This window comes from Haloarcula sp. 1CSR25-25, assembly GCF_032027985.1.
GTDB lineage: Archaea > Halobacteriota > Halobacteria > Halobacteriales > Haloarculaceae > Haloarcula.
The window spans coordinates 252,713-273,657 of record NZ_JAHYBW010000003.1 but is presented as its reverse complement, the minus strand read 5'-3'; the positions used below and the strand labels follow the sequence as shown (position 1 = coordinate 273,657).

The following is a 20,945-nucleotide window of genomic DNA, read 5'->3' as shown; positions in this document are numbered from 1 at the left end:
TTACCGGCTGCCGACTTCGAACTCCGACAGCATCGTCTGGAGCCGCTCGGACTGGTCGGCGAGCGATTCGATGCTGGCGCTGACCTGCGACATGGACGCGGCCTGTTCCTGTGCAGTCGCGGACGCGGTTTCGGTCTCCGCGGCGGTCGCCTCGCTGATGTCGACGGCCTCCTCGACCATCGACACCGCCTCCTCGGTCGTGGCGGCCTGGTCGTCGGTCGTGTCGCTGATCTCCTGAATCCCGTCGTCGGTCGCCTCGGCGTTCTCGGCCACCTGCGTGAACGTGTCGACGACGTCTTCGACGGCTTCGGTACTCGCTTGCATGTCCTGCTTGGCTCCCCGCGCTTCCGTGACCGTGGTCTCGGTCTGGGCCTGGGTCTCCTCGATGAGCTGTTCGATCTCGGTCGCCGATGCCTGGGTCTCCTCGGCCAGCTGTTTGACCTCGTCCGCGACGACGGCGAAGCCGTCGCCGCCCGACCCGTTTCCGGCACGCGCGGCCTCGATGTTGGCGTTCAGGGCCAGCATGTTCGTCTGTTCGGCGATGTCACCGATGAGTTCGACGATGTCGCCGATCTCGGCCATCTTCTCGTCTAAGCGCTCCACGTTCTCGACCGTCGAGTCGATGGCTGCCTGGACCTCCCGGGACCCCGCTATCGCCTCCTGTGCCGTCTCCTCGCCGGCGTCCGCGATTTCGGCCGTCTCGCGGGACCGCTCCGCGACGGTCTCGGCGGAGGCGGCCACCTCCTCGACGGTCGCCGACAGGTCGGTCATCTCGCCGGAGACGGTTTCGAGCATCTCCCGCTGTTCGGCCGCCCCGCTGGCGATGCCCTGGATCGATTCGCTCATGTCCTCGCTGGCTTCGGTCGCCTCGCCGGCACCGGCCGTGGCCTGGTCGCTCGCCGACGCAACCTCCTGTGAGAACGTCTGTATCTCCTCCATTGCCGTCTCTGTCTCCGTCATCATCTTGTTGAACGACTCGGCGATCTGGGCCATCGCTTCGTTGTCGGCCCCGTCGGGGTCGACACGAACCGTCAGGTCACCGTCGGCAGCGGCCGCCATCGCCTGGCTGAATCTGCTGGCCGTCTCCTGAAGTTCGGTGTTTTGGCGCTCGACTGCCTGCATTTTCTCCTCCGCCTTCTCACGGGCCTCCTTCGCCTCGGCGCGTTTCCGCTCTATCTCCTCCTGTTTGGCCTGGAGGTCGTCGATCTCCGAGGCACGCTGTTCGGCCTCTTCGAAACGCACTCGGGATTTCTCGCGTGACCGCTCGGTCGACACCCAGTTGTTTACGAGGGCGACACACAGCATCAGGACGAACCCGCCGTGGATGAGCCCCCAGACCCATGGGTTGTCGATTGCTGCCGTGTGATTGTAGACACGGCTCGGGTCGATGGTTCCGAAGTAACCGTGGGTGAGAACCACATATCCTAGTCCCCACAGGAACGGGACCCAGTCCTCGTAGACGGCAACAATCGCCATCCCGACGAAGAAGTGAAAGTGGGCTTCGATGTAGCCGCCGGAGAACTGGACGAGAGCCAGCGATGACACGAACACCCCCGTGACTGAGAGGATTGTCCTGACACGTCGCGGGAACTGAGCGATGAGGCTCCCTGCAGACAGGGTGAAGATAACCCCACAGAGTAACAGTATTCGAGGCAAGGCAGTGACAGGGATTTGCGCTTCAGCTATCGGCGTCGACCCGCTGTAGATGCCAAGCCCGAACAGGAACGGGATATGCAGCAACGTCACGAGCACCACACTCCGGTGTCGGTTGCGCCACTGTTTGTCCGGGATTGTCGAACCGTCCGGGATATAGGAGACGAAGGTTTCCAACCGCTCGGCTACGCTCGGATCGCCGCCGATTGTGTCCCCCACGTCTCCCGTGGATTGAGCCATGTAAAAACGGTCCGAGTACCGCAAATTAACCCTTTCGTGCGGATTATCAATCCTGGAACTGCAGTACCGCCGTGCACTTTTCACGCCGTCGTCGCTCGGTGCGCCCCTCGTGGCCGGAGACGTAGTCGTCCCTCCTAGAGCGTACTCTGTTTCCGTTTCCGCTCTCGGGCGGCCACGATGTGACGGGTCGCACACGACCCAGCGGATTGCCGACGGGGATTTCAGTCCAGTATTGACCTATCAACCGAGATAACGAGGTCCGGTGTCTGCGGTGACGACTCGACGGCTCAGGAGTTGTTTCCAGAGGCCCACTAGCTACCGACCACCCCCGGTCCCGCTACGTATCCGTCTATGAGACGGACCGGGTTGCCTTCTTCACGCCGTAGTACGCCCACTCTGCGCCGTAACAGAACACGCAGCCGCGGAAGGTCGGCCGGTCGGGGCTCCCGGTGTCGTCCGTTTCGCCACTCATACCGTCGCTTGGTGTGACAGCCCAATGAATCTCACGGCTGTCCCCGTCGCTGACGACACCCGAGCGACACGCTTATTCGGCCGAGACGCCGATTTCGCACAACGCCGATGAGCACGGAGACGCCGGACCCAGACGAGACAGAGACCTTCCAGCAGGTGTGTGCGGAGCTTGTCGACCGGATTCTCGCGGGCGAGGTCGAGCGCGACGACGTCGAATCGGCCAAGATCGACGTCTGCCGGGAGTACTCCGCGCCCAAAGTGCCGAAAAACTCGGAACTGCTCGACTACGCGCCACAGGAACACCGCGAGGTCCTAGAGGAAGTCCTCCAGCGCAAGCCTGTTCGGACGGCCTCGGGCGTCTCTCCTATCGCGATTATGACATCGCCCGAGCGGTGTCCACACGGGAAGTGTCTGTACTGTCCCGGCGGCCCGGATTCGGAGTTCTCCTCCGCCCAGTCCTACACCGGCCACGAGCCCGCGGCCGCACGCGGCGAACAGAACGACTACGACCCCTACGGCCAGGTCACGCTCCGGCTCAACCAACTGCGTGAGATCGGCCACCCCGTCGACAAGGCCGAACTCATCCTGATGGGCGGGACGATGACGGCCCGGAGCCACGACTACCAGGAGTGGTTCGTCAAGCGGGCCCTGGAGGCGATGAACGACTTCGACGCCGACGCCGAGCCGACGCCCGCGGAGGACGTGAGCTTCGCCGAGGACGATTACGAGTTCCGCTATCTGGAGGACGTCATCGCGGAGAACGAGACCGCCGACGTCCGGAACGTCGCCACGACGTTCGAGACGAAGCCCGACTGGTGTGACCCCGAACAGATCGACCGGATGCTTGACCTCGGCGGGACGAAAGTCGAAGTCGGCGTCCAGACGACCTTCGAGCGCATCAACCGCGAGATGCACCGCGGCCACGGGATTCAGGCCTCCATCGACGCGAACCGCCGCCTGCGCGACTCTGGGTTCAAGGTCGGCTTCCACATGATGCCGGGCCAGCCCGGAATGTCCAGGGAGATGTGCCTGGAGGACTTCCGGCGTATCTTCGAGGGGACCGACTGGCGGCCGGACTACCTCAAGATATACCCGACGCTGATCGTCGAGGGGACCGTCACCTACGACTGGTGGCGCAAAGACGAGTTCGACCCGCTAGACAACGACGAGGCCGCCGACCTGGTCGCCGAAATCAAGGACATGATTCCCCGCTACACCCGCCTCCAGCGCGTCCAGCGGGATATCCCGGCTGACTTCATCGAGGGCGGGGTCTGGAAGTCGAACCTCCGCCAGCTCGCCTGGAAGCGGATGGAAGAGCACGGCTGGACGTGTGACTGCATCCGCTGTCGGGAGGCCGGACACAGCGACGATGTCGCCGAGAACATCGAACTCGGCGTGATGACCTACGAGGCCTGTGGCGGCACTGAACATTTCATCTCCTTCGAGGACTTCGACAACGACGTGCTCGTCGGATTCTGTCGGCTCCGCTTCCCCAACGACCCGGTGCGCCGGGAGCTACAGGACGCCGCAATCGTGCGCGAACTCCACGTCTACGGCAACGCCGTCGGCGTCGGCCAGCAGGGCGACGACGAGGACCACCAGCACAAGGGCTACGGGAAGAAACTGCTCGAAAAAGCGGAAGCGCTGGCCCGAGACGCCGGCTTCCCGAAGCTGGCCGTCATCTCCGGGATCGGCGTCCGGCAGTACTACCGGGAGAAACTGGGGTACAAGCAGGACGGGCCGTACGTGAGCAAGCGGCTCTGATAGCCGTCAGACCGACGACGGTCCGCCCCGAACTTGCCCGGAGTCCTGTTCGAGCGTGAGTGCCCGGCTCGATAGACCGTCGTTGCAGAGACGAGCCGCCAGACGGCTGGTTGAACGGAGTCACGCTCGTCGCACGGCGGCAGACGGTCGGTGGGGTGAAAGGCCTGAGCTCATTTGAGTGACTATATGTATGCCCACACTCCGACGGGGTGAGCCAGTGCTGTCGAACGGGGCTTTATCAATAATGGCGGACTGGAGCCCTTAATACTGAAGAACCGCCGGTAGCGGGCGTAAAACACGATAATACTACCTTACTCGTTGATTCATTCCCGCTAACTAATTGCGATACTGCCATCGACCCACCCATGGGTAAGATTACGGGCCTGTGGCTAACAGCGATGACAATACTCGCTGTGGTCATGGTGCCGACGGCCTCGATGCTCGGGCCGGGCGTCGTGGCTGCGTCCAATCACGAGACGGAGACATTCGAGGGACCGGACATCCAGACGTCGGATGCCGGACTGATCGACACGCGAGCCGACACGGGGCAGATGCAGACGCCGGAACTCGACCTGTGGGTCACGCTCGAGAACACGGGTGACGAGGAGGGGGAGGAAACGATAACCGTCGAGGTCGGTGGGCGGGAGGTGACCGTCATTGGCACCGAGGAGGTCGAGGTCGAACCCGGTGAACGGAGAAACGTAACGACGACCTACGTGCTGGAGACCAGCGACGGCGGCTATATCGAGGACGGGGAACACGAAGTGACGGTCAACGGCGAATCCGCCGGGACGCTTGTGGTCGGGCAGTCGAACATCACTACCACAGACCACGAATGGAACACGACGACGGTTAGCGAAGGCGGGGCCGTCGAACTGAGCGTCTCTGCGGAGAACACCGGTGTGGTTGCCGGACAGCGAGACATTTTCACCTACGTTGACGAGGAGTCCGTCGATGCGGTGTCTTTCGACCTGGAACCGGGCGAGTCCGGGACAGACACGTACGTACACACGTTCGACGAACCCGGGGAGTTCGAGTTCGGCACTACTGAGGAGACCCGGACTATCACGGTCGAATCGGAGGACGACGGCGGCGGGGCCGGGCCGCCGGACATTCAGGTAGCGGACGCCGGGCTGATCGACACGCGAGCCGACACGGGACAGATGCAGACGCCGGAACTCGACCTCTGGGTCACGTTCGAGAACACGGGTGATAGGGCGGGTGAAGTCCCGATAACCGTCGAAGTCGGTGGGCAGGAGGTGACAGTCATCGGCACCGACGAGGCGACTGTCGGGCCGGGCCAGACAGAAAACGTAACGACGACCTACGTGCTGGAGACCAGCGACGGCGGCTATATCGAGGACGGCGAGCACGAGGTCACGGTCAACGGCGAATCAGCCGGCACGCTGGTCGTCGGGCAGTCGGATATTACCGTCACAGACCACGAATGGGACACGACGACAATCAGCGAAGGCGAGGCTGTCGAACTGAGCGTCACTGCGGAGAACACGGGCGTCGTCTCCGGGCAACGTGATATCGAGGTATCCGTCGACGGGGAGTCCGTCGATGCGGTGTCTTTCGACTTGGAACCGGGCGAGTCCGGGACGGACACGTACGTGCACACGTTCGACGAACCCGGGGAGTTCGAGTTCGGCACTACTGAGGAGACCCGGACTATCACGGTCGAATCGGAGGACGACGGCGGTGGGGCCGGACCGCCGGCCATTCAGGTACGGGACGCCGGGCTCATCGACGAGCAAATCGATACGGAGCAGATGAAAACGCCCGAACCCGAGCTGTGGGTCGTCTTCGAGCACACGGGCTTTACGACGGAAACAGTCCCAATAATTGTCGAGGTCGGCGGGCGGGAAGTGACGGTCATCGGCACCGACTCGCTGACCATCGGGCCGGGCCAGACGGAAAACGTAACCACGACATACGTGTTAGAGACCCGGGACGGCGGCTATATAGGCGACGGGGAGTACGAGGTCACGGTCAACGGCGAATCCGCCGGCACGCTGACCGTCGGCCAGCCCGATATTCAGCTGACTGCGGCCGAGTGGAATACGACGACAGTTGTCGAGGGTGGAGCAGTCGAACTGACCGTTACCGCGGAGAACACCGGTAGCGTTGCTGGACAGCAAGACAACAGTACCTCCGTTGACGGGGAGTCCGTCGGCGCGGTGTCTTTCGACCTGGCACCCGGTGAATCCGCGACGGATACGTACGTACACACGTTCGATGAGGCCGGCACGTACCAGTTCGCGGTTGGAGAACGAACACGGACTATCACAGTCGAAGAGCCGGCAACTTTCGAGGTATCCGACCGGACGCTGAGTTCGAGGGACGTGAGTAAGGGCGACAGCGTCGAGGTGACCGCCACGGTGACGAACACCGGAGGTCGGGCCGGGACCTACGAGGTGCCGCTGACGGTGGCCGACAGAGAGGTGGACACGACCGAGGTGGAACTCGGTCCCGACGAATCGACGACCGTCTCGTTCACGCGGACGTTCGGCGCCGTCGGCAACTACACCATCGACCTCGACGGCGAGCGCGTCAGCACGGTGCAGGTTTTCGAGCCAGCGTCCTTCGAGGTGGCGGACGCGCAACTGAGTTCGCCGGCATCTGACCAGGAACTGAGTTCGCCGCTCATAAAACAGGGCGACAGCGTCGAGGTGACCGCCACGGTGACGAACACCGGAGGTCGGGCCGGGACTTACGAGGTGCCGCTGACGGTGTCAGACCAGGAGGTAAACTCGACTGAAGTGGCACTCGACCCCGGCGAATCGACGACTGTCTCGTTCACGCGGACGTTCAGCGCCGTCGGCAACTACACCATCGACCTCGACGGCGAGCGCGTCAGCACGGTGCAGGTTTTCAGGCCAGCGACCTTCGAGGTGGCGGACGCGCAACTGAGCCAGTCTTCCGCCGAAACCGGTGAGTCGGTCGACGTGACCGCGACCGTCAGGAACGTCGGTACGGAAAGCGGGAGCTACACCGCGGAACTCACCGAGGGCGGACAACCGCTCAAAACCAAATCCGTCGGGCCGGTCGCGGGCGGTCAAACGGAAACTGTCACCTTCACCATCTTATTCGACAGCGAGGGCGACCGGTCGCTCTCTATCGGCAACGCCACCGCCGGAACGCTCTCCGTCGAAGCCAGAAGCAGTGGCGGCGGTGGCGGTGGTGGCGGCGGTGGCGGCGGTGGCGGCGGTGGCGGCGGATTCGACTTCGACGATGAACCGGAGGAGACCGAAACCGGTGGCGGCGCAGAACCCCCGGCTATCTCGCAGTCCCGCCTCGACAACGGTGTCGCTCTCCGGGTGACTGCGAACGCTGCGAACTCGACGGTCTCCCAGTCGCTGAACCGCTCCGGACCGTCCGAGACCGCGCCGGCGTTTACCCTCGCTCGACTCTCGCTCGACGTGACAGACGAGAGCGACGGATTCAACACGACGATGCTGGGCCCGCACGCCACGCCGAACGACATGGCTGCGATCCAGGAAGACGGTGTGCGCGGGTACGTGACCGTCACCTCCGGCGCAAACGCGTCTGCCATCAGCCGGGCGACCTACACCCTGCGGCTCAACGAGTCCGCGCTACCGGCTACCGGGTCGATGGACGACGTCCGGGTGTTCCAGTACAACAACGGGACCTGGAGCCAGCTACCCAGCACCGTCAACGCGACGAACAGGTCTATTCAGGCCAGGTCGCCCCGTCTATCGACTATCGCTGTCGTCTCTCCGGTCGCTGAGGAGTCTACCCCGTCCTCGGATAGGGCGACTCCGACACCCGCCGAACTCGCCGTTATTGATGCGTCGTTGACGGCTGACTGGGTCCGGGCCGGGTTCAACACGTCGGCGCGGGCGACGGTCCAGAACCCGACCGACGAACCCGTCGAGCAGACGCTGACAGTCACCGTCGACGGCGACCCCGTCGCTTCCAGAGCGGTCCGGCTCGCTGCCGGCGAACAGACCACTGTGAGTGTCGAGTTCGAAGCCGTCGAGGGGGCAGTCGCGGTCAACGGCGTCAGTGCCGGCGACCTGCGTGTCGGAACGGGGTCGGGTTCAGGCACGTCCGGGACCGACGACACCGGCGAAAGCGGTGGGGGCGCCCAGCCAGCCGCGGAAACGACCGCTGCGTCGGGGCCCGGCTTCACCGTCCAGCTAGTCGCGCTGGTACTCGCGCTGGTCGCGGTCGTCGCTCGCCTTCGACGCCGGCGCTGAGTTCCGCTCCGCGTCCGCAGAAGGAGCGGCTTACCGTGACGTTGCCTCATACGTAACTAATGCTTTACTCGATAAATCCCGGCCATGGAAAAGGTACGTGTGCTGTTTATTACCGTTGCTGTGGCTCTCTGCGGTATTGCGGCTTCGCCACTGGCGGCTGCCGATGATATCACAGCCGCCGGCAATAGCGCGGCCTTCGAGGTGACCGACGCGACTGTCGACCCGACGACAGTCACGAAGGGAGAGGCGGCCGAGGTCACAGCGACCGTCGAAAACAACGGGAACAGAAGCGGGACGTTCACTGCAGAGTTGACGCGTAACGGGACGGTGACACAGACAAGCGACCTCAGTGTCGATGCCGGTTCGACGCGAGACGTCACCTTCGCCGTGGAACCGGCCGCCACAGGAGGGTACGACCTGTCGGTCAACGGGGTCGACGCAGGGACACTGACCGTCAACGACCCGGCTTCGTTCGAGGTGGTACGTGCGGACCTCGACGAGGGGACAGTCGAGGTCGGCGAGACCGTCGACGCAACAGCCACCGTCGAGAACACCGGTGAAACCAGCGACACGCACGAGGTGTCGCTACAGGCCGATGGAACGACTGTCGAAACACGAACGATCGAGGAGATCGACCCCGGTGCTCGCGAGGAGGTGACGTTCGAATACGTTCCCGACGAGCCTGGAGAGCAGTCTATCGCCGTCGACGATGTCACTATCGGGACGCTAACTGTGCAAGATCCGGAGGGTGACGAAGAGACGGAGGAAGACGATGCGGATGCAGACGACGAATCCGACGTCGATGGGGATAGCAACGATGACTCCAACGACGATTCGGACGACGACGGGGCCAACGACGATGCGGATGATGACGAAGCGGATGACGACGAAGCGGATGACGCCGAAGCCGATGACCAGGACGGGACCGGGACATCGTCCGAGGAGGAGACGACGCCACTGAACGAGACGTCGGGCGGCGCCGCTCCGGCCGACAATGCGACCGGAACCGAGCCGGTCCGAACCGAGGAGCCGACGGCGACCGACACGCCCGAATCAGGTGCAGACAGCAGCGGGACGCTTCGCATCACAGACGCGTCGCTGTCGGCTGACTGGGTTCGGTCCGGCTTCAACACGACCGTGCGAACGACAGTCCGGAATCCCCGGTCGCGGACGGTCGACGAGACGCTGACCGTGACAGTCGACGGCGAACCGGTGGCAACGAACCGGGTGACGCTCGACCCCGAGGAGGAGACAGTCGTCGAAACCGAGTTCGAGGCGGTCAACGGAACCGTTCGGGTCAACGGTGTGACGGCGGGCCCGCTCACGGTGGAAAACCAGTCCGTTTCGGCCACTGGCGTCGACGAAGAGGCGACCACCGCGGCCCAGGGCCCAGGGTTCTCACTCGCACAGGTGGGCGTAGTTGTTGCGGTCCTTGCCGCCATCGGCTGGACGCGTCGGGGCCTCCGACACCGGCGGGACCGCTGAATCGGACTGCGGGCTGGCGGTCCGAACTGGTTGTGTGGTGGGTTTTTACTCGTACCGTCCGACAATCCGGTATGGCTCGTGACCTCGCAGTCGTCGGTGCCGGTGGTGCCGGTGCGGCGGCAACGTACGCGCTCCACGACGAGGACGTCGACGTGACAGTGTTCGAGAAGAGCCGCGGCGTCTGCGGGCGCGCCGCGACTCGGCGACACGGCGACTGCACGTACGAGTACGGGGCGAACTATCTCAAGTCCGACGACGAGCGCGTGACGGAGCTGGTCACGGAGACGCTGCCGACCGAGGGGCTCGTCGACATCGACGAACCGGTGTACACGTTCGACAGGACCGGCGAAATCGACGTCGGTCGAGAGTCCGACGAACACAAATGGACCTACGAGACGGGCATTACACAGGTTGCAAAGCGGCTGTTCGACCAGACCGACGCCGGCCTGGAGAACGGCGTGCGGGTCGAGCGCCTGGAGCGACAACAGGACGGCTGGCGGCTCCAGGACGACGACGGGGCCGACCTCGGCCACTTCGACGCCGCGCTACTGACACCGCCAGCGCCCCAGACAGCCGACCTCCTGGGGCAGTCACGGTGGGACCACGACGACTGCCGCGAATTCCGGCAGGGTATCGCTGCGGTCCCCTACCGAACGGTTATCGCCGGAGTGTTGCACTACCCCTTCGAACTCGACGTGCCGTGGTACGCCGCGGTCAACGGCGACAAGGACCACGACATCGGCTGGATCGGTCGCGAGGAGTGCAAGGACGGCCACGTCCCCGACGGCGAGTCCCTGCTGCTGGTCCAGATGAACGAACCGTGGTCGATTGCGAACTACGACGACCACCCCGACACGCTCATCGACGCTATCGCGACGCGGACGGCCCGACTGCTTGACGACGACCGGCTGGCCGACCCGGACTGGACCGACCACCAGCACTGGCGCTACTCCCAGCCGGAGGGCGGAGTCGACCACGGCCTTCTGTCGCGTGCGGCCGACCACGACCTGTACTTCGCCGGCGACTGGGTGGCCGGGGAGGGCCGACTCCACGCGGCGATACGGAACGGACTGGAGACGGGCGAGGCAATCGCCGACAGCGGCTAACGGAACGCCTTTGGGTGCCCGCCGACAGCCACCGACATGGACCACAAGCGGGAACTGACGAGCGTCGACCTCGCCGCCCTGGAGGGCGAACTCGCCGGCTACGAGGGCGCGAAGCTCGACAAGGCGTACCTCTACCCCGAGGACGACCTCGTCAGACTGAAGCTCCGGGACTTCGACCGCGGACGCGTCGAGTTCCTCATCGAGGTCGGCGACGTCAAGCGCGCCCACGCCGCCGACCCGGCACACGTCCCCGACGCGCCGGGCCGCCCGCCGGACTTCGCGATGATGCTCCGGAACCGGCTGTCGGGTGCTGACCTCGTCCGCGTCGAGCAGTTCGAGTTCGACCGCATCATCGAACTGGAGTTCGACCGCGAGGACGCCTCGACCACCATCGTCGCGGAGCTGTTCGGCGACGGGAACGTCGCCGTCCTCGACGAGTACGGCGAGGTCATCGACTGTCTGGAGACGGTCCGGCTCAAATCACGGACCGTCGCGCCGGGAACGCCCTACGAGTTCCCCTCGGCGCGGTTCAACCCGATGACCGTCGATTACGACGGCTTCGTCGCCCGCATCGAGGAATCGGACGCCGACCTCGTCCGGACGCTGGCAACGCAACTGAACTTCGGCGGCTTGTATGGCGAGGAGCTGTGTACCCGCGCCGGCATCGACTACAACGTCGCCGTCGACGAGCTCGAGGAGTCCGACTTCGAGCGGCTGTACGAACTCGTCGACCAGATGGGGACGCGGCTGCGCGAGGGGAACGTCGACCCGCGGGTGTACTACGAGACGCTCGAGGACGGCGATGGCGCTGGCAGTACGGAGGCCGACGAGGAACCGAACCGCCGGCGCGTCGACGTGACGCCGATTCCGCTGGAAGAGTACGAACAACTCTACAGCGAGTCTTTCACCGAGTTCAACCCCGCGCTGGACGACTACTTCTTCAACTTCCAGCGGGAGGAAGAAGTCGAGGGCGGCGAGACCCAGCGCCCGGACTTCGAGGCCGAGATAGAGAAACAGAAACGCATCATCCAGCAGCAGGAGGGTGCTATCGAGGACTTCGAGGCCGACGCAGAGGCCGAGCGGGAGAAGGCCGAACTGCTGTACGCCAACTACGACCTCGTCGACGAGGTGCTCTCGACGGTCCAGGCCGCCCGCGAGGACGACGTGTCCTGGGACGACATCGAGGCGACGTTCGCGGAGGGAGCCGACCGCGGCATCGCGGCCGCCGAGGCGGTCGTCTCGCTCGACGGAAGCGAGGGGACGGTGACGCTGGACATAGAGGGGACACGCGTCACAGTGGACGCCTTCACCGGCGTCGAGAAGAACGCCGACGAACTGTACACGGAGGCCAAACGCATCGAGGAGAAGAAAGAGGGTGCGCTCGCCGCCATTGAGAACACCCGCGAGGACCTCGAAGCGGTCAAGCAACGCCGCGAGGAGTGGGAGGCCGACGACGCGGAAGACGACGCCGGCGAGAGCGAGGACGAACCGACCGACTGGCTCTCGATGCAGTCCATCCCCACCCGGTCGACAGAGCGCTGGTACGAGCAGTTCCGCTGGTTCCACACCTCGGATGGCTTCCTCGTCATCGGCGGACGGGACGCCGACGAGAACGAGGAACTGGTCAAGAAGTACCTGGAGGGCGGTGACAAGTTCTTCCACGCCCAGGCCCACGGCGGCCCCGTCACGGTGCTCAAAGCCACCGGCCCCAGCGAGCCGTCCAGGGACGTTGACTTCCCGCAGTCCTCGCTGGACCAGGCCGCGCAGTTCGCCGTCTCGTACTCCTCGGTCTGGAAGGACGGGAAGTTCGCCGGCGACGTCTACATGGTCGACCCCGACCAGGTGTCGAAGACCCCCGAGAGCGGCGAGTACCTGGAGAAGGGCGGCTTCGCCGTCCGCGGCGACCGGACGTACTTCGAGGACACGCCCGTCGGCGTCGCCGTCGGCATCACCTGCGACGACGAGACGCGGGTCATCGGCGGCCCGCCGGCGGCCATCGAGGGACAGGCGGCGACGAGCATCACCGTCGAACCGGGCCAGTACGCCCAGAACGACATCGCAAAGCGGCTGTACCGGGAGTTCAGGTCCCGGTTCGCGGACGAGTCCTTCGTCCGCAAGGTCGCAAGTCCCGATCTGATACAGGAGTTCCTGCCACCCGGCGGCAGTCGGATGACCGAGGAGTGACGATGCCGGGACAGCGCGTTCGGGCTGGAGGTGGTGGCCTGCATGGGTGACCTCGGGAAGATCGACCGCGAACTGTTCGACAGCGTCATCTACCCGGAGCTGGGTGCGGACCGCGAGGACGTGACCCTGGGACCGACCCACGGTATCGACTTCGGCGTCATCGATGTCGGCGGCGAGGCACTCGTCACGGCCACCGACCCGCTGTCTGTGCTACCGGACCTGGGCTTCGAGCGAGCCGGTCGGTTCGCGCTCGACGTGGTCCTGGCCGACGTGGCCGTCTCCGGCGTCCCGCCGTCGCACCTCTCCGTGACGTTCACGCTCCCGCCCGAGATGACCGACGACGAACTGGCGGCGATGTGGCACGGCTTCGCCGGACGGGCCGCGGAAGTAGGTGTGAGCGTCGTCACCGGCCACACCGCCCGCTATTCGGGCGTCGACTACTCCTGGGTCGGCGGCGCGACGGTGCTTGGCGTCGGGTCCCACGACGACATCGTCCGGCCGGACGGCGCGCGGCCGGGCGACAGATTGGTCGTCGGGACCGGTCCCGGTGCGGAGGTCGCGGGCCTGTTCGCGACGCTCTTCCCGGAGCAACTCGGCCTGTCGCCCGACCAGACAGCCACCGCACAGGAGCGCCTGGCCGACACCGCTCTCGTCGAGGACGCCATGGCCGCGACGAACGCCGGGACGGTGACGGCGATGCACGACGCCACCGAGGGCGGCATCACCGGCGCGTTCATCGAGATGGCCGACGGCGCGTCGGCACGGTTCGACGTCGACAGCGAGGCGGTGTCGGTCGCCGACGGCGTCGAGGCTGTCTGTGACGCCGTCGACATCGACCCCTGGCACGTCAGCAGTTGCGGGACGCTCCTTGCCGCTGTCGACCCCGCGGACGCTGACGACGTGGTCGCGTCGCTCCAGGCTCGCGGGACGCCGGCCGCCGTCGTCGGCGAGGTGACAGACGGCACGGGGCTGTACGTCGACGGCACCCGGCAGTCACACCCCGGAGCCGATCCCTCGTGGGAGGCGTTCGCGCGCTTGCAGGCGGCCGCGGACGGCACCGTCGACCAGCAGTGATACGCTGAGATCTGGTCGACTGTGGGAACTGGGTACGACTGTCAGCACGGCCCACATACCCCTATATATACTTGTAAGTAGTATTATAAATCAATGTGACATCTCGTCGTGACCGACGTGGGAACGCTCACGTCGGCCGGACCGCTGTCACGGAGTACCATCATGTTCCAAGAAGCCATAACGTATCCGCGGGAAAGCGACAGCGCAGTGAAAACCATCGCCATCGGGGGCGCGTTGCTGTTCCTGAGTTTCCTCGTCGTGCCGGTGTTTTTCGTTCTCGGCTACATCGTCCGGACGCTCCGGTCGGTACTGAACGGCGAGGCCGAGCCGCCGGTGTTCGACGACTGGGGCGACCTGGGCATGGACGGCCTGAAGGTGTTCGCGATCGGGTTCGCCTACTCGCTCGTCCCGGCAGTCATCGCGCTCGCGGCGGTGTTCGCCAGCGGTGCGACCCTGGGTCTGGGCGGTAGCGGGTCCGGAACCGGACTGGCCGTCGGCCTCATCGTCCTCGCCGCCACGCTCGCGGTGACTGTGATCTCGCTCGCCGTGGCGTACGTGCTCCCGGCCGCAGTCGTCGCCTACGTTCGCACGGACAGCATCGCCGCGGCGTTCGCGCCGGACGAACTCCGACAATACGCCTTCAGTCGGACCTACGCCACCGGCTGGCTGGTCGCGTTCGGTATCAGCCTGGTCGCCGGTGTTATCATCGGCGTCCTGAACGCCGTCGTCATCGGCGCACTGCTGGCCCCCTTCGTGACGTTCTACGCGAACGTAGCGGGGACCTACGCTATCGGGACTGCCGTGCGGGACATGCCCGTCCTCGACGCGGGCGACGAGACGCCGGATGCCCAGCCCGCGGCCTGATAGAGACACGCGGCGGCCCCGAGTCCTCCTTTTTCCCTCCCGTCGTTTCGCTCCGGGAGTGTAGATTTATATGACAGCTTCCGAAAAACTGACTCGTCACTGGACTGATTAGACTATCGGAGCCTGCCCCCTGATCTTCACAGTGACGGAGTCCCCATGTTAGAAGACGCAATCCGGTACCCCTGGAACGGCGAACAGAAGGTCGAAACGATACTAATCGGCGGTGTGTTGAGCTTACTGGGGGTGTTTTTTATCCCGGTGTTGTTCGTGTACGGCTATCTCGTTCGCGTCATTCGGTCCGTGAGCGACGGCGACGACGAGGTGCCGCCGGTGTTCGACGAGTGGGGCGACCTGCTGGTCGAGGGACTGGTCGCGTTCCTGATCTCACTGGTATATTCGCTCGTCCCGCTGGTGGTCGTCGGCCTCGCAATCGCGTCGTTCGTCCTGCCCTTCTCTGTGGTCACGACGGCGAACGGTGAGCCGACGTCGGGACTCGCCGTCGGCGGCATCCTCCTCGCGCTCGTCGTCGTCGCCGTCACTCTCGTGGTCTCGCTCGGCGCGGCGTATCTCCTCCCCGCGGCCGTGGCCGCGTACGCAGTGACCGGACGCGTCGGGGCGGCGTTTTCGCCCGGCACGCTGCGGCCGATTGTCGGGTCTCAGATCTACGCCGTCGCGTGGCTGGTCGCCGTCGGCGTCACTATCGGCGCACAACTGATCGGCGGGGTCGCCTCGGTCACTGTGATCGGCGCGGTCCTGATCCCGTTCGTCTCGTTTTTCGGCAACGTCGCCGGCGCGTACGCCATCGGGACCGCAATGCAGGAGGTCCCGGCCGTCGGACCCGAACCCGAGACGCCCGCCGCGGGCTCGGTCGCCTGACCGGGCCGACGCTCGGTTCTGACCCGACTGGCGTGTCGAATGGCAGAACACTTGTGTCCCTGAGGCGGACGCTTCAGTATGCAAATACAGAGTCAGGAGACCACCGCCGAAGGGGCACAGCGAATCGAGGTGGTCCCCGAGACGCTGGACGACCTCTGGCATCTCTCGTATGTCATCGAGCCGGGGGACCTCGTCTCCGGTGACACGACCCGGCGCATCCAGCGCAACGACGACACCCTCCGGGACAAGGGCGGCGAGCGCGAGCCGATGTGGATACAGATCGAGGTCACCGACGTGGAGTTCGCGAAGTTCGCCAACCGGCTCCGCGTCGGCGGCGAGATCGTCGACTGCTCCCGCGAGGACCAGCTGGGCTTTCACCACACGCTCAACGTCGAGGAACACACCGAACTCACCGTCGAGAAACACCTCAAACCCGACCAGGCCGACCGCCTGGAGGAGGCCGTCGAGGCGACGGAGAACCCCGACGTGGCAATCGCGACCGTAGAGGAGGGCGAGGCCCACGTCCACACCGTCGCCCAGTACGGCACCGAGGAACGAGCGACTATCACCTCGACGACTGGCAAGGGCGAGTACGCCCGCCCGCGGAAGGAGCTGTTCGACGAACTGGCGTCGGTACTCGAACGCCAGGACGTGGACGCCTACATCCTCGCCGGCCCCGGCTTCACCAAGCAGGATGCGCTCGACCACTTCCGGGACGAGATCCCCGATATCGCCGAACAGATAACCGTCGTGGACACTTCGGCCGTCGGCGACCGTGGCGTCCACGAAGTGCTCAAACGCGGCGCTGTCGAGGACGTCCAACAGCAGACCCGCATCGCCGAGGAAGCCGACTACATCGACGAACTGATGGAGCGTATCGGTTCGGGCTTGGAAGTGGCCTACGGCCCGGCGGAAGTCGCAAAGGCGGCCGACTACGGTGCAATCGAGACGCTGCTCGTGCTCGACGAGCGGCTCCGGCTGGAACGGGCCGGCGAGGGCGACTGGGACATCGACGTCGACCAGATAATCGAGACGACAGAGCAGAAAGGCGGGGACGTGACCGTCTTCTCCGCGGAGTTCGCGCCCGGACAGCAGCTCTCGAACCTCGGCGGCATCGCCGCGCTACTGCGGTACCGACTCGACTGAGTGCGCGTGCCCGTGTAGCGTGTCTCTGAAGTTTCATTTCATCGGTGAAAAGCCCGAAACCGTTTTTTGCTCCGCTCCCCATTTCTGTGTAGTTCCAATGTCTGCGAGGAGTGGGTGATATGTCGTTCGAAGAGCAGCAAGATTTCGCCAGACAGGTCGCCGATCTGAACAAGTACGGCCAGGAGCTCAATCGGTGCGAGTCCGTCGACGAAGTCGCCTCTCTCACGCTCGAAGCGATGTCGCTGCTGTTCGGGTTCTCCTCCTCTACGTTCGTCGAGGTGCGTGAGGACGACCTCCTCGTCGTCCACAGCACGAACCCGACGCTCGCCCAGGGCGAGCAACCGAGTGATCTGGCTCGACGGGCCAGGGAGGCCAACGAAACGCTCGTCGAACGGGGCGCCGAAGCCGGAATCACGGCCGACTCGGACGTGGCGGGTGCGCTGGCTGTTCCGGCCCGGATGGGCGACGAGGTGACTGCGGTGTTGGTCACCCGGTCCCAGACCGTCGAGGAGTTCGGTGACGAGTACGTCAAGCCGATGGAGATACTCGCGACACACGCCGCGACGGCCATTTCCAACATCCGTTCCCGCGAGCGCCTGGAGCGCGCACACCGGGACCTGGAACGGCGAAAGGAGATGATCGAGATGTACGACCGGCTCCTCCGCCACGACCTGGGCAACGACCTCCAGGTCATCGCCGGGTTCGCCGACGCCGTGGCGGGGGAAGTCGACGGACAGACAGCGGAGTACGCCGGCAAGATACAGCGTGCGGCCGAGAGCGCCGGCGACCTCATCGAGCGCGTCGGTGACCTGGTCTCGACGCTCGAAGCACAGGACAACCCGGAGCCACGGGACCTCGCGTCGGTCCTCGGTGACACGGTACGTGATGTCAGAGACAACTACGAGTCACTGAGTGTCGACTTCGAGGCGTCGGACTTCGACTACCAGGTGTACGGCGGCGACCTGCTCGACTCCGTGTTCACGAACATCATGTCCAACGCGGCGGTCCACAACGACGGCGAGGTCAGCATGCGAGTGTACCCGGCCGAAGTCGGTCCCGACGAGGTGACCGTCTGTTTCGCCGACGACGGGGCCGGCATCTCACCGGACCTGCGCGAGGATATCTTCGAGATGGGTGTCAAGGGACAGGAGAGTCCAGGGACCGGCTTCGGGCTCGGGTTCGTCCGGGCGCTGACCGAGTCCTACGGCGGCAATGTCAGCGTGGCCGAAAGCGACGGCGGTGGGGCCGAGTTCCGTGTCACGCTCGAACGCGTCTAGCTGACCGTTATCGTCAGGCCGTCCTCGGCGAACTGCACGTCGCCGTCGTACCTTTGGGCTATCGAGTCGCGCATCTCCTCGTGTCGCCCCTCCGTGTGTGGATACAGGTGGGTGAGATACACGCGGCCGACCTCGGCGTCGGCATCCCGGAGCGTCTCTCCGAGCGTCGTCGGCGTCGGGTGGTTCGAGACGTCCACGTCGTCCGGGAACGAGCAGTCGTGGACGAGCACGGCCGACCCGTCGGCGAACTCGACGAGGTCGGTAAACGCCTCCGAATCAGCGCCCAGCGTTATCGCCGGGCCGTCCGCGACGGAGAGCCGGTAGGCGAAACACTGCATCGAGTGGCGCGTCTCGCAGGTGTCGCCGGCGAACCCCGCCAGGTCGAACGGCCCGCCGTTGAGGTCTCTCAGCGTCAGGTCCAGCCGGCCCTGCATGTACTCGTGTGTTTCGAGCAGGTCACGGACCAGGTCGCTCGTGCCCGGCGGCCCCGCTATCGTGAGGTCTGTCTCGCCGGCCAGCCAGCGCGCCTTCATCAGCACATCGAGGTCCGAAACGTGGTCCAGGTGGTGGTGGGTCAGCAACACGGTGTCGACGCCCTCGTAGCCCGTGTCTGTTCGGGCCAGGGAATGCAAGACGCCGCTGCCACAGTCGACGAGCAGCCGGTTCCCGTCGCGTTCCAGGAGATAGCCGGACTGCATTCGCGACCCGGTGGGCATGGCGCTGCCGGTGCCGAGAAACGTGAGGCGCATACTGATACTGTCGGCTGTACGTCTGTAAAGAACTTCGCCACACGGCTGGCGAATATCGTAGAATAGGGACAGTATGAGCGACAGCGAGCGAACGGACAAAGGGTTGGTGTCTGGGGACACGCTGTCAGGGAGACCACCAGGGAGCGTCAGCGGAGTGAGGGCGGTGGCCGTCGGCGGGGACGGGGTCAGGGCGGCTTCGGGCAGGTCACCCGTCGACGGCGCAGTTCATGCTTGGGACGGGGATAGCAAAAACGCACCCGTGGCTCAAAAACCGTTTTAACCGAACCCGGTCTGCGACAGAACCGCAACACGGAGCGGGACACACTTGTGCGAGCGTGACGAGAACCGACTATGAAGAAATCACTCGACGAACACGCCGAACGGTTCTCCGAACACGCCGACGCCTACGACGAGGACCAGGACTCGGCGGCGTATCGCGCCTGTGTCGACTTCGTCGTCGAGCACGCGGCCCCTGAAAGCGACACGTGGTGCTCGACCTCGGCACGGGCACCGGAGCGATTGCTCTCGCGCTCGCGGCCGACGCAGGCGAGGTTATCGGCCGCGACATCAGCGACGGAATGCTGGAGCAGGCTCGGGAGAAGGCCGACGAGCGAGGCGTCGAGAACGTCACCTTCGGCGACGGTCGTTTCCGCGCTCCGAACGTCGACCGTCCCGTCGACATCGTCACGTCGAACTTCGCGATGCACCACCTCGGGGACGACGAGAAGCGCGACGCCATCGACACCATCGCAGACCTGGGGCCGCGCCGAATCGTTCTGGGGGACGTGATGCTGTTTGCCGACGACGGCCCCGACGCGCCGTTCTACAGCCCCGAGGTCGACGACCCGGCAACGGTCGGCGTCCTCGCCGACGCCTTCACCGACGCCGGCTACGCGCTGACAGCCGTAGAGATGGTCACAGAACAGGCGGGCGTGCTGGTCGCCGAACAGGTCGACGCCGACTGACCGCGGTCGGACCGCGAAGCCGGCTCACCGGTAGTTCCCGTAGGCCCAGAACGAGACGTACAGCGTCAGGACCAGCAGTCCGCCGAGGAAGAAGGCCACCCCGGGTTCGATATCCATGGCGCCACTTGCCGCAGCATCGGTCGTCAACTGTCGCGCCTCCTCGGTCATCACCTCGACCGGCGTGTCGGCTTCCGGGGCCGGCGTGGCCTCCGGCGTCTCGGTGGCCTCCGCTATCTGGAAGCCGCCGTCCCCCTCCGGTGTCGGGGTCCCCGTGGCCTCGGCCGTCGCGGCTGTCCGGTTCGCCGCGTCCAGGCTCTCGGCGTCCCCGCCGTCACCGGCGGTTCCCGCGTCGCCAGCCCCCGAGCCTCCGAACTGTATCGGGAACTGCCCGAGCAGGAGTTGCAGCATGACACTGGCCGCGGTGAGGATACCGACGATAGGCAGGACCCGGCGGACGAGCGAACGGAGCGACTGCTTGCGCTCCTGGGTGCCGACGAACAACACCAGCGGGTCCTCCGGGGGCTCGTACACCTTCATCTCCTGGCCCTTCTCGGAGTACTGGACCCCGGCGACGGTGATCAGCTCCTCGTCTTCCAGTTTCTCGAGGTGATACGAGACCTTCTGTATCGACATGCCGAGGCGGTCGGCCAGCTCAGAGGGGGTCCCCGGGTCCTCATAGACCGTGTTGAGTATCTCTCTGGCCGTTTCCGAAGAGAGGGCATCCAGCACAGCCGAGACGTCTTCGTCGACCCCGACGACCTGTAGCTCCCCGTCCTGTGAGGTGCTCGTGTCGGGACCGCGGGAGGGCAGCAACGACATACATTGCGTTCACTGCCGCCCAGCGTAATGAATCTCGTGGAACCTC

At 65.2% G+C, this 20,945-nt stretch carries 14 protein-coding genes and 1 pseudogene; 11 read left to right on the top strand and 4 right to left on the bottom strand.

Features of this window, described 5'->3' with window-relative positions:
• Both KZ498_RS11220 and KZ498_RS11215 read right to left on the bottom strand, forming a co-directional pair.
• Positions 1-1,893: a methyl-accepting chemotaxis protein gene (locus KZ498_RS11220; protein WP_312618898.1), complete on the bottom strand. Its 1,893-nt coding sequence runs from the start codon at positions 1,891-1,893 to the stop codon at positions 1-3.
• A gap of 349 nt (positions 1,894-2,242) precedes the next feature.
• Positions 2,243-2,365, bottom strand: a complete 123-nt coding sequence (locus KZ498_RS11215; RefSeq protein ID WP_312618896.1) for a hypothetical protein — start codon at positions 2,363-2,365, stop codon at positions 2,243-2,245.
• A 107-nt stretch (positions 2,366-2,472) separates the two neighbouring features.
• On the opposite strand from KZ498_RS11215, the gene KZ498_RS11210 reads away from it, so the two are divergent.
• The 10 genes from KZ498_RS11210 to KZ498_RS11165 all read left to right on the top strand — a co-directional run bounded on the left by KZ498_RS11210 (position 2,473) and on the right by KZ498_RS11165 (position 18,366).
• Entirely contained in the window at positions 2,473-4,128 is a 1,656-nt protein-coding gene (locus KZ498_RS11210; RefSeq protein ID WP_312618895.1) for a tRNA uridine(34) 5-carboxymethylaminomethyl modification radical SAM/GNAT enzyme Elp3, read from the top strand.
• 398 nt (positions 4,129-4,526) lie between these two features.
• A complete protein-coding gene (locus KZ498_RS11205; protein ID WP_312618894.1) occupies positions 4,527-8,354 on the top strand; it encodes a CARDB domain-containing protein in 3,828 nt (1,275 codons plus the stop codon).
• An 84-nt stretch (positions 8,355-8,438) separates the two neighbouring features.
• Positions 8,439-9,839 (top strand): CARDB domain-containing protein, encoded by a 1,401-nt coding sequence (locus KZ498_RS11200; protein WP_312618893.1) that lies wholly within the window; start codon positions 8,439-8,441, stop codon positions 9,837-9,839.
• Positions 9,840-9,910: 71 nt separating this feature from the next.
• Positions 9,911-10,945, top strand: coding sequence for an FAD-dependent oxidoreductase (locus KZ498_RS11195; RefSeq protein ID WP_312618892.1), 1,035 nt, complete (start codon positions 9,911-9,913; stop codon positions 10,943-10,945).
• 36 nt (positions 10,946-10,981) lie between these two features.
• Entirely contained in the window at positions 10,982-13,129 is a 2,148-nt protein-coding gene (gene rqcH, locus KZ498_RS11190; protein WP_312618891.1) for a ribosome rescue protein RqcH, read from the top strand.
• A gap of 42 nt (positions 13,130-13,171) precedes the next feature.
• Positions 13,172-14,203 carry an AIR synthase family protein gene (locus KZ498_RS11185; RefSeq protein ID WP_312618890.1) on the top strand — a complete coding sequence of 344 codons (1,032 nt, stop codon included), beginning with the start codon at positions 13,172-13,174 and terminating at the stop codon, positions 14,201-14,203.
• Between the two features lie 162 nt (positions 14,204-14,365).
• Positions 14,366-15,067, top strand: a complete 702-nt coding sequence (locus tag KZ498_RS11180) for a DUF4013 domain-containing protein (protein WP_312618889.1) — start codon at positions 14,366-14,368, stop codon at positions 15,065-15,067.
• A gap of 156 nt (positions 15,068-15,223) precedes the next feature.
• Entirely contained in the window at positions 15,224-15,943 is a 720-nt protein-coding gene (locus tag KZ498_RS11175; RefSeq protein ID WP_312618888.1) for a DUF4013 domain-containing protein, read from the top strand.
• A gap of 78 nt (positions 15,944-16,021) precedes the next feature.
• Entirely contained in the window at positions 16,022-17,089 is a 1,068-nt protein-coding gene (locus KZ498_RS11170; protein WP_312618887.1) for an mRNA surveillance protein pelota, read from the top strand.
• A gap of 119 nt (positions 17,090-17,208) precedes the next feature.
• Positions 17,209-18,366, top strand: a complete 1,158-nt coding sequence (locus KZ498_RS11165) for an ATP-binding protein (RefSeq protein ID WP_312618885.1) — start codon at positions 17,209-17,211, stop codon at positions 18,364-18,366.
• Here KZ498_RS11165 and KZ498_RS11160 read toward each other — a convergent pair.
• Complete coding sequence (locus KZ498_RS11160) at positions 18,363-19,115, bottom strand: MBL fold metallo-hydrolase (RefSeq protein ID WP_312618884.1); 753 nt, start codon at positions 19,113-19,115, stop codon at positions 18,363-18,365. The two genes, KZ498_RS11165 and KZ498_RS11160, sit on opposite strands and share 4 nt — an antisense overlap.
• A gap of 351 nt (positions 19,116-19,466) precedes the next feature.
• On the opposite strand from KZ498_RS11160, the pseudogene KZ498_RS11155 reads away from it, so the two are divergent.
• Positions 19,467-20,080 (top strand): annotated as a pseudogene (locus tag KZ498_RS11155) (class I SAM-dependent methyltransferase).
• Between the two features lie 24 nt (positions 20,081-20,104).
• Here the strand turns inward: KZ498_RS11155 and KZ498_RS11150 are convergent.
• Complete coding sequence (locus tag KZ498_RS11150) at positions 20,105-20,899, bottom strand: winged helix-turn-helix domain-containing protein (protein ID WP_312618883.1); 795 nt, start codon at positions 20,897-20,899, stop codon at positions 20,105-20,107.
• Positions 20,900-20,945: the final 46 nt, after the last annotated feature.

Excerpts from the sequence above, each read along its gene's own strand:
- KZ498_RS11220 (WP_312618898.1), bottom strand. The coding sequence starts at position 1,893 with ATGGCTCAATCCACGGGAGACGTGGGGGACACAATCGGCGGCGATCCG.
- KZ498_RS11215 (WP_312618896.1), bottom strand. The coding sequence starts at position 2,365 with ATGAGTGGCGAAACGGACGACACCGGGAGCCCCGACCGGCCGACCTTC.
- KZ498_RS11210 (WP_312618895.1), top strand. The coding sequence starts at position 2,473 with ATGAGCACGGAGACGCCGGACCCAGACGAGACAGAGACCTTCCAGCAG.
- KZ498_RS11205 (WP_312618894.1), top strand. The coding sequence starts at position 4,527 with ATGACAATACTCGCTGTGGTCATGGTGCCGACGGCCTCGATGCTCGGG.
- KZ498_RS11200 (WP_312618893.1), top strand. The coding sequence starts at position 8,439 with ATGGAAAAGGTACGTGTGCTGTTTATTACCGTTGCTGTGGCTCTCTGC.
- KZ498_RS11195 (WP_312618892.1), top strand. The coding sequence starts at position 9,911 with ATGGCTCGTGACCTCGCAGTCGTCGGTGCCGGTGGTGCCGGTGCGGCG.
- rqcH (WP_312618891.1), top strand. The coding sequence starts at position 10,982 with ATGGACCACAAGCGGGAACTGACGAGCGTCGACCTCGCCGCCCTGGAG.
- KZ498_RS11185 (WP_312618890.1), top strand. The coding sequence starts at position 13,172 with ATGGGTGACCTCGGGAAGATCGACCGCGAACTGTTCGACAGCGTCATC.
- KZ498_RS11180 (WP_312618889.1), top strand. The coding sequence starts at position 14,366 with ATGTTCCAAGAAGCCATAACGTATCCGCGGGAAAGCGACAGCGCAGTG.
- KZ498_RS11175 (WP_312618888.1), top strand. The coding sequence starts at position 15,224 with ATGTTAGAAGACGCAATCCGGTACCCCTGGAACGGCGAACAGAAGGTC.
- KZ498_RS11170 (WP_312618887.1), top strand. The coding sequence starts at position 16,022 with ATGCAAATACAGAGTCAGGAGACCACCGCCGAAGGGGCACAGCGAATC.
- KZ498_RS11165 (WP_312618885.1), top strand. The coding sequence starts at position 17,209 with ATGTCGTTCGAAGAGCAGCAAGATTTCGCCAGACAGGTCGCCGATCTG.
- KZ498_RS11160 (WP_312618884.1), bottom strand. The coding sequence starts at position 19,115 with ATGCGCCTCACGTTTCTCGGCACCGGCAGCGCCATGCCCACCGGGTCG.
- KZ498_RS11150 (WP_312618883.1), bottom strand. The coding sequence starts at position 20,899 with ATGTCGTTGCTGCCCTCCCGCGGTCCCGACACGAGCACCTCACAGGAC.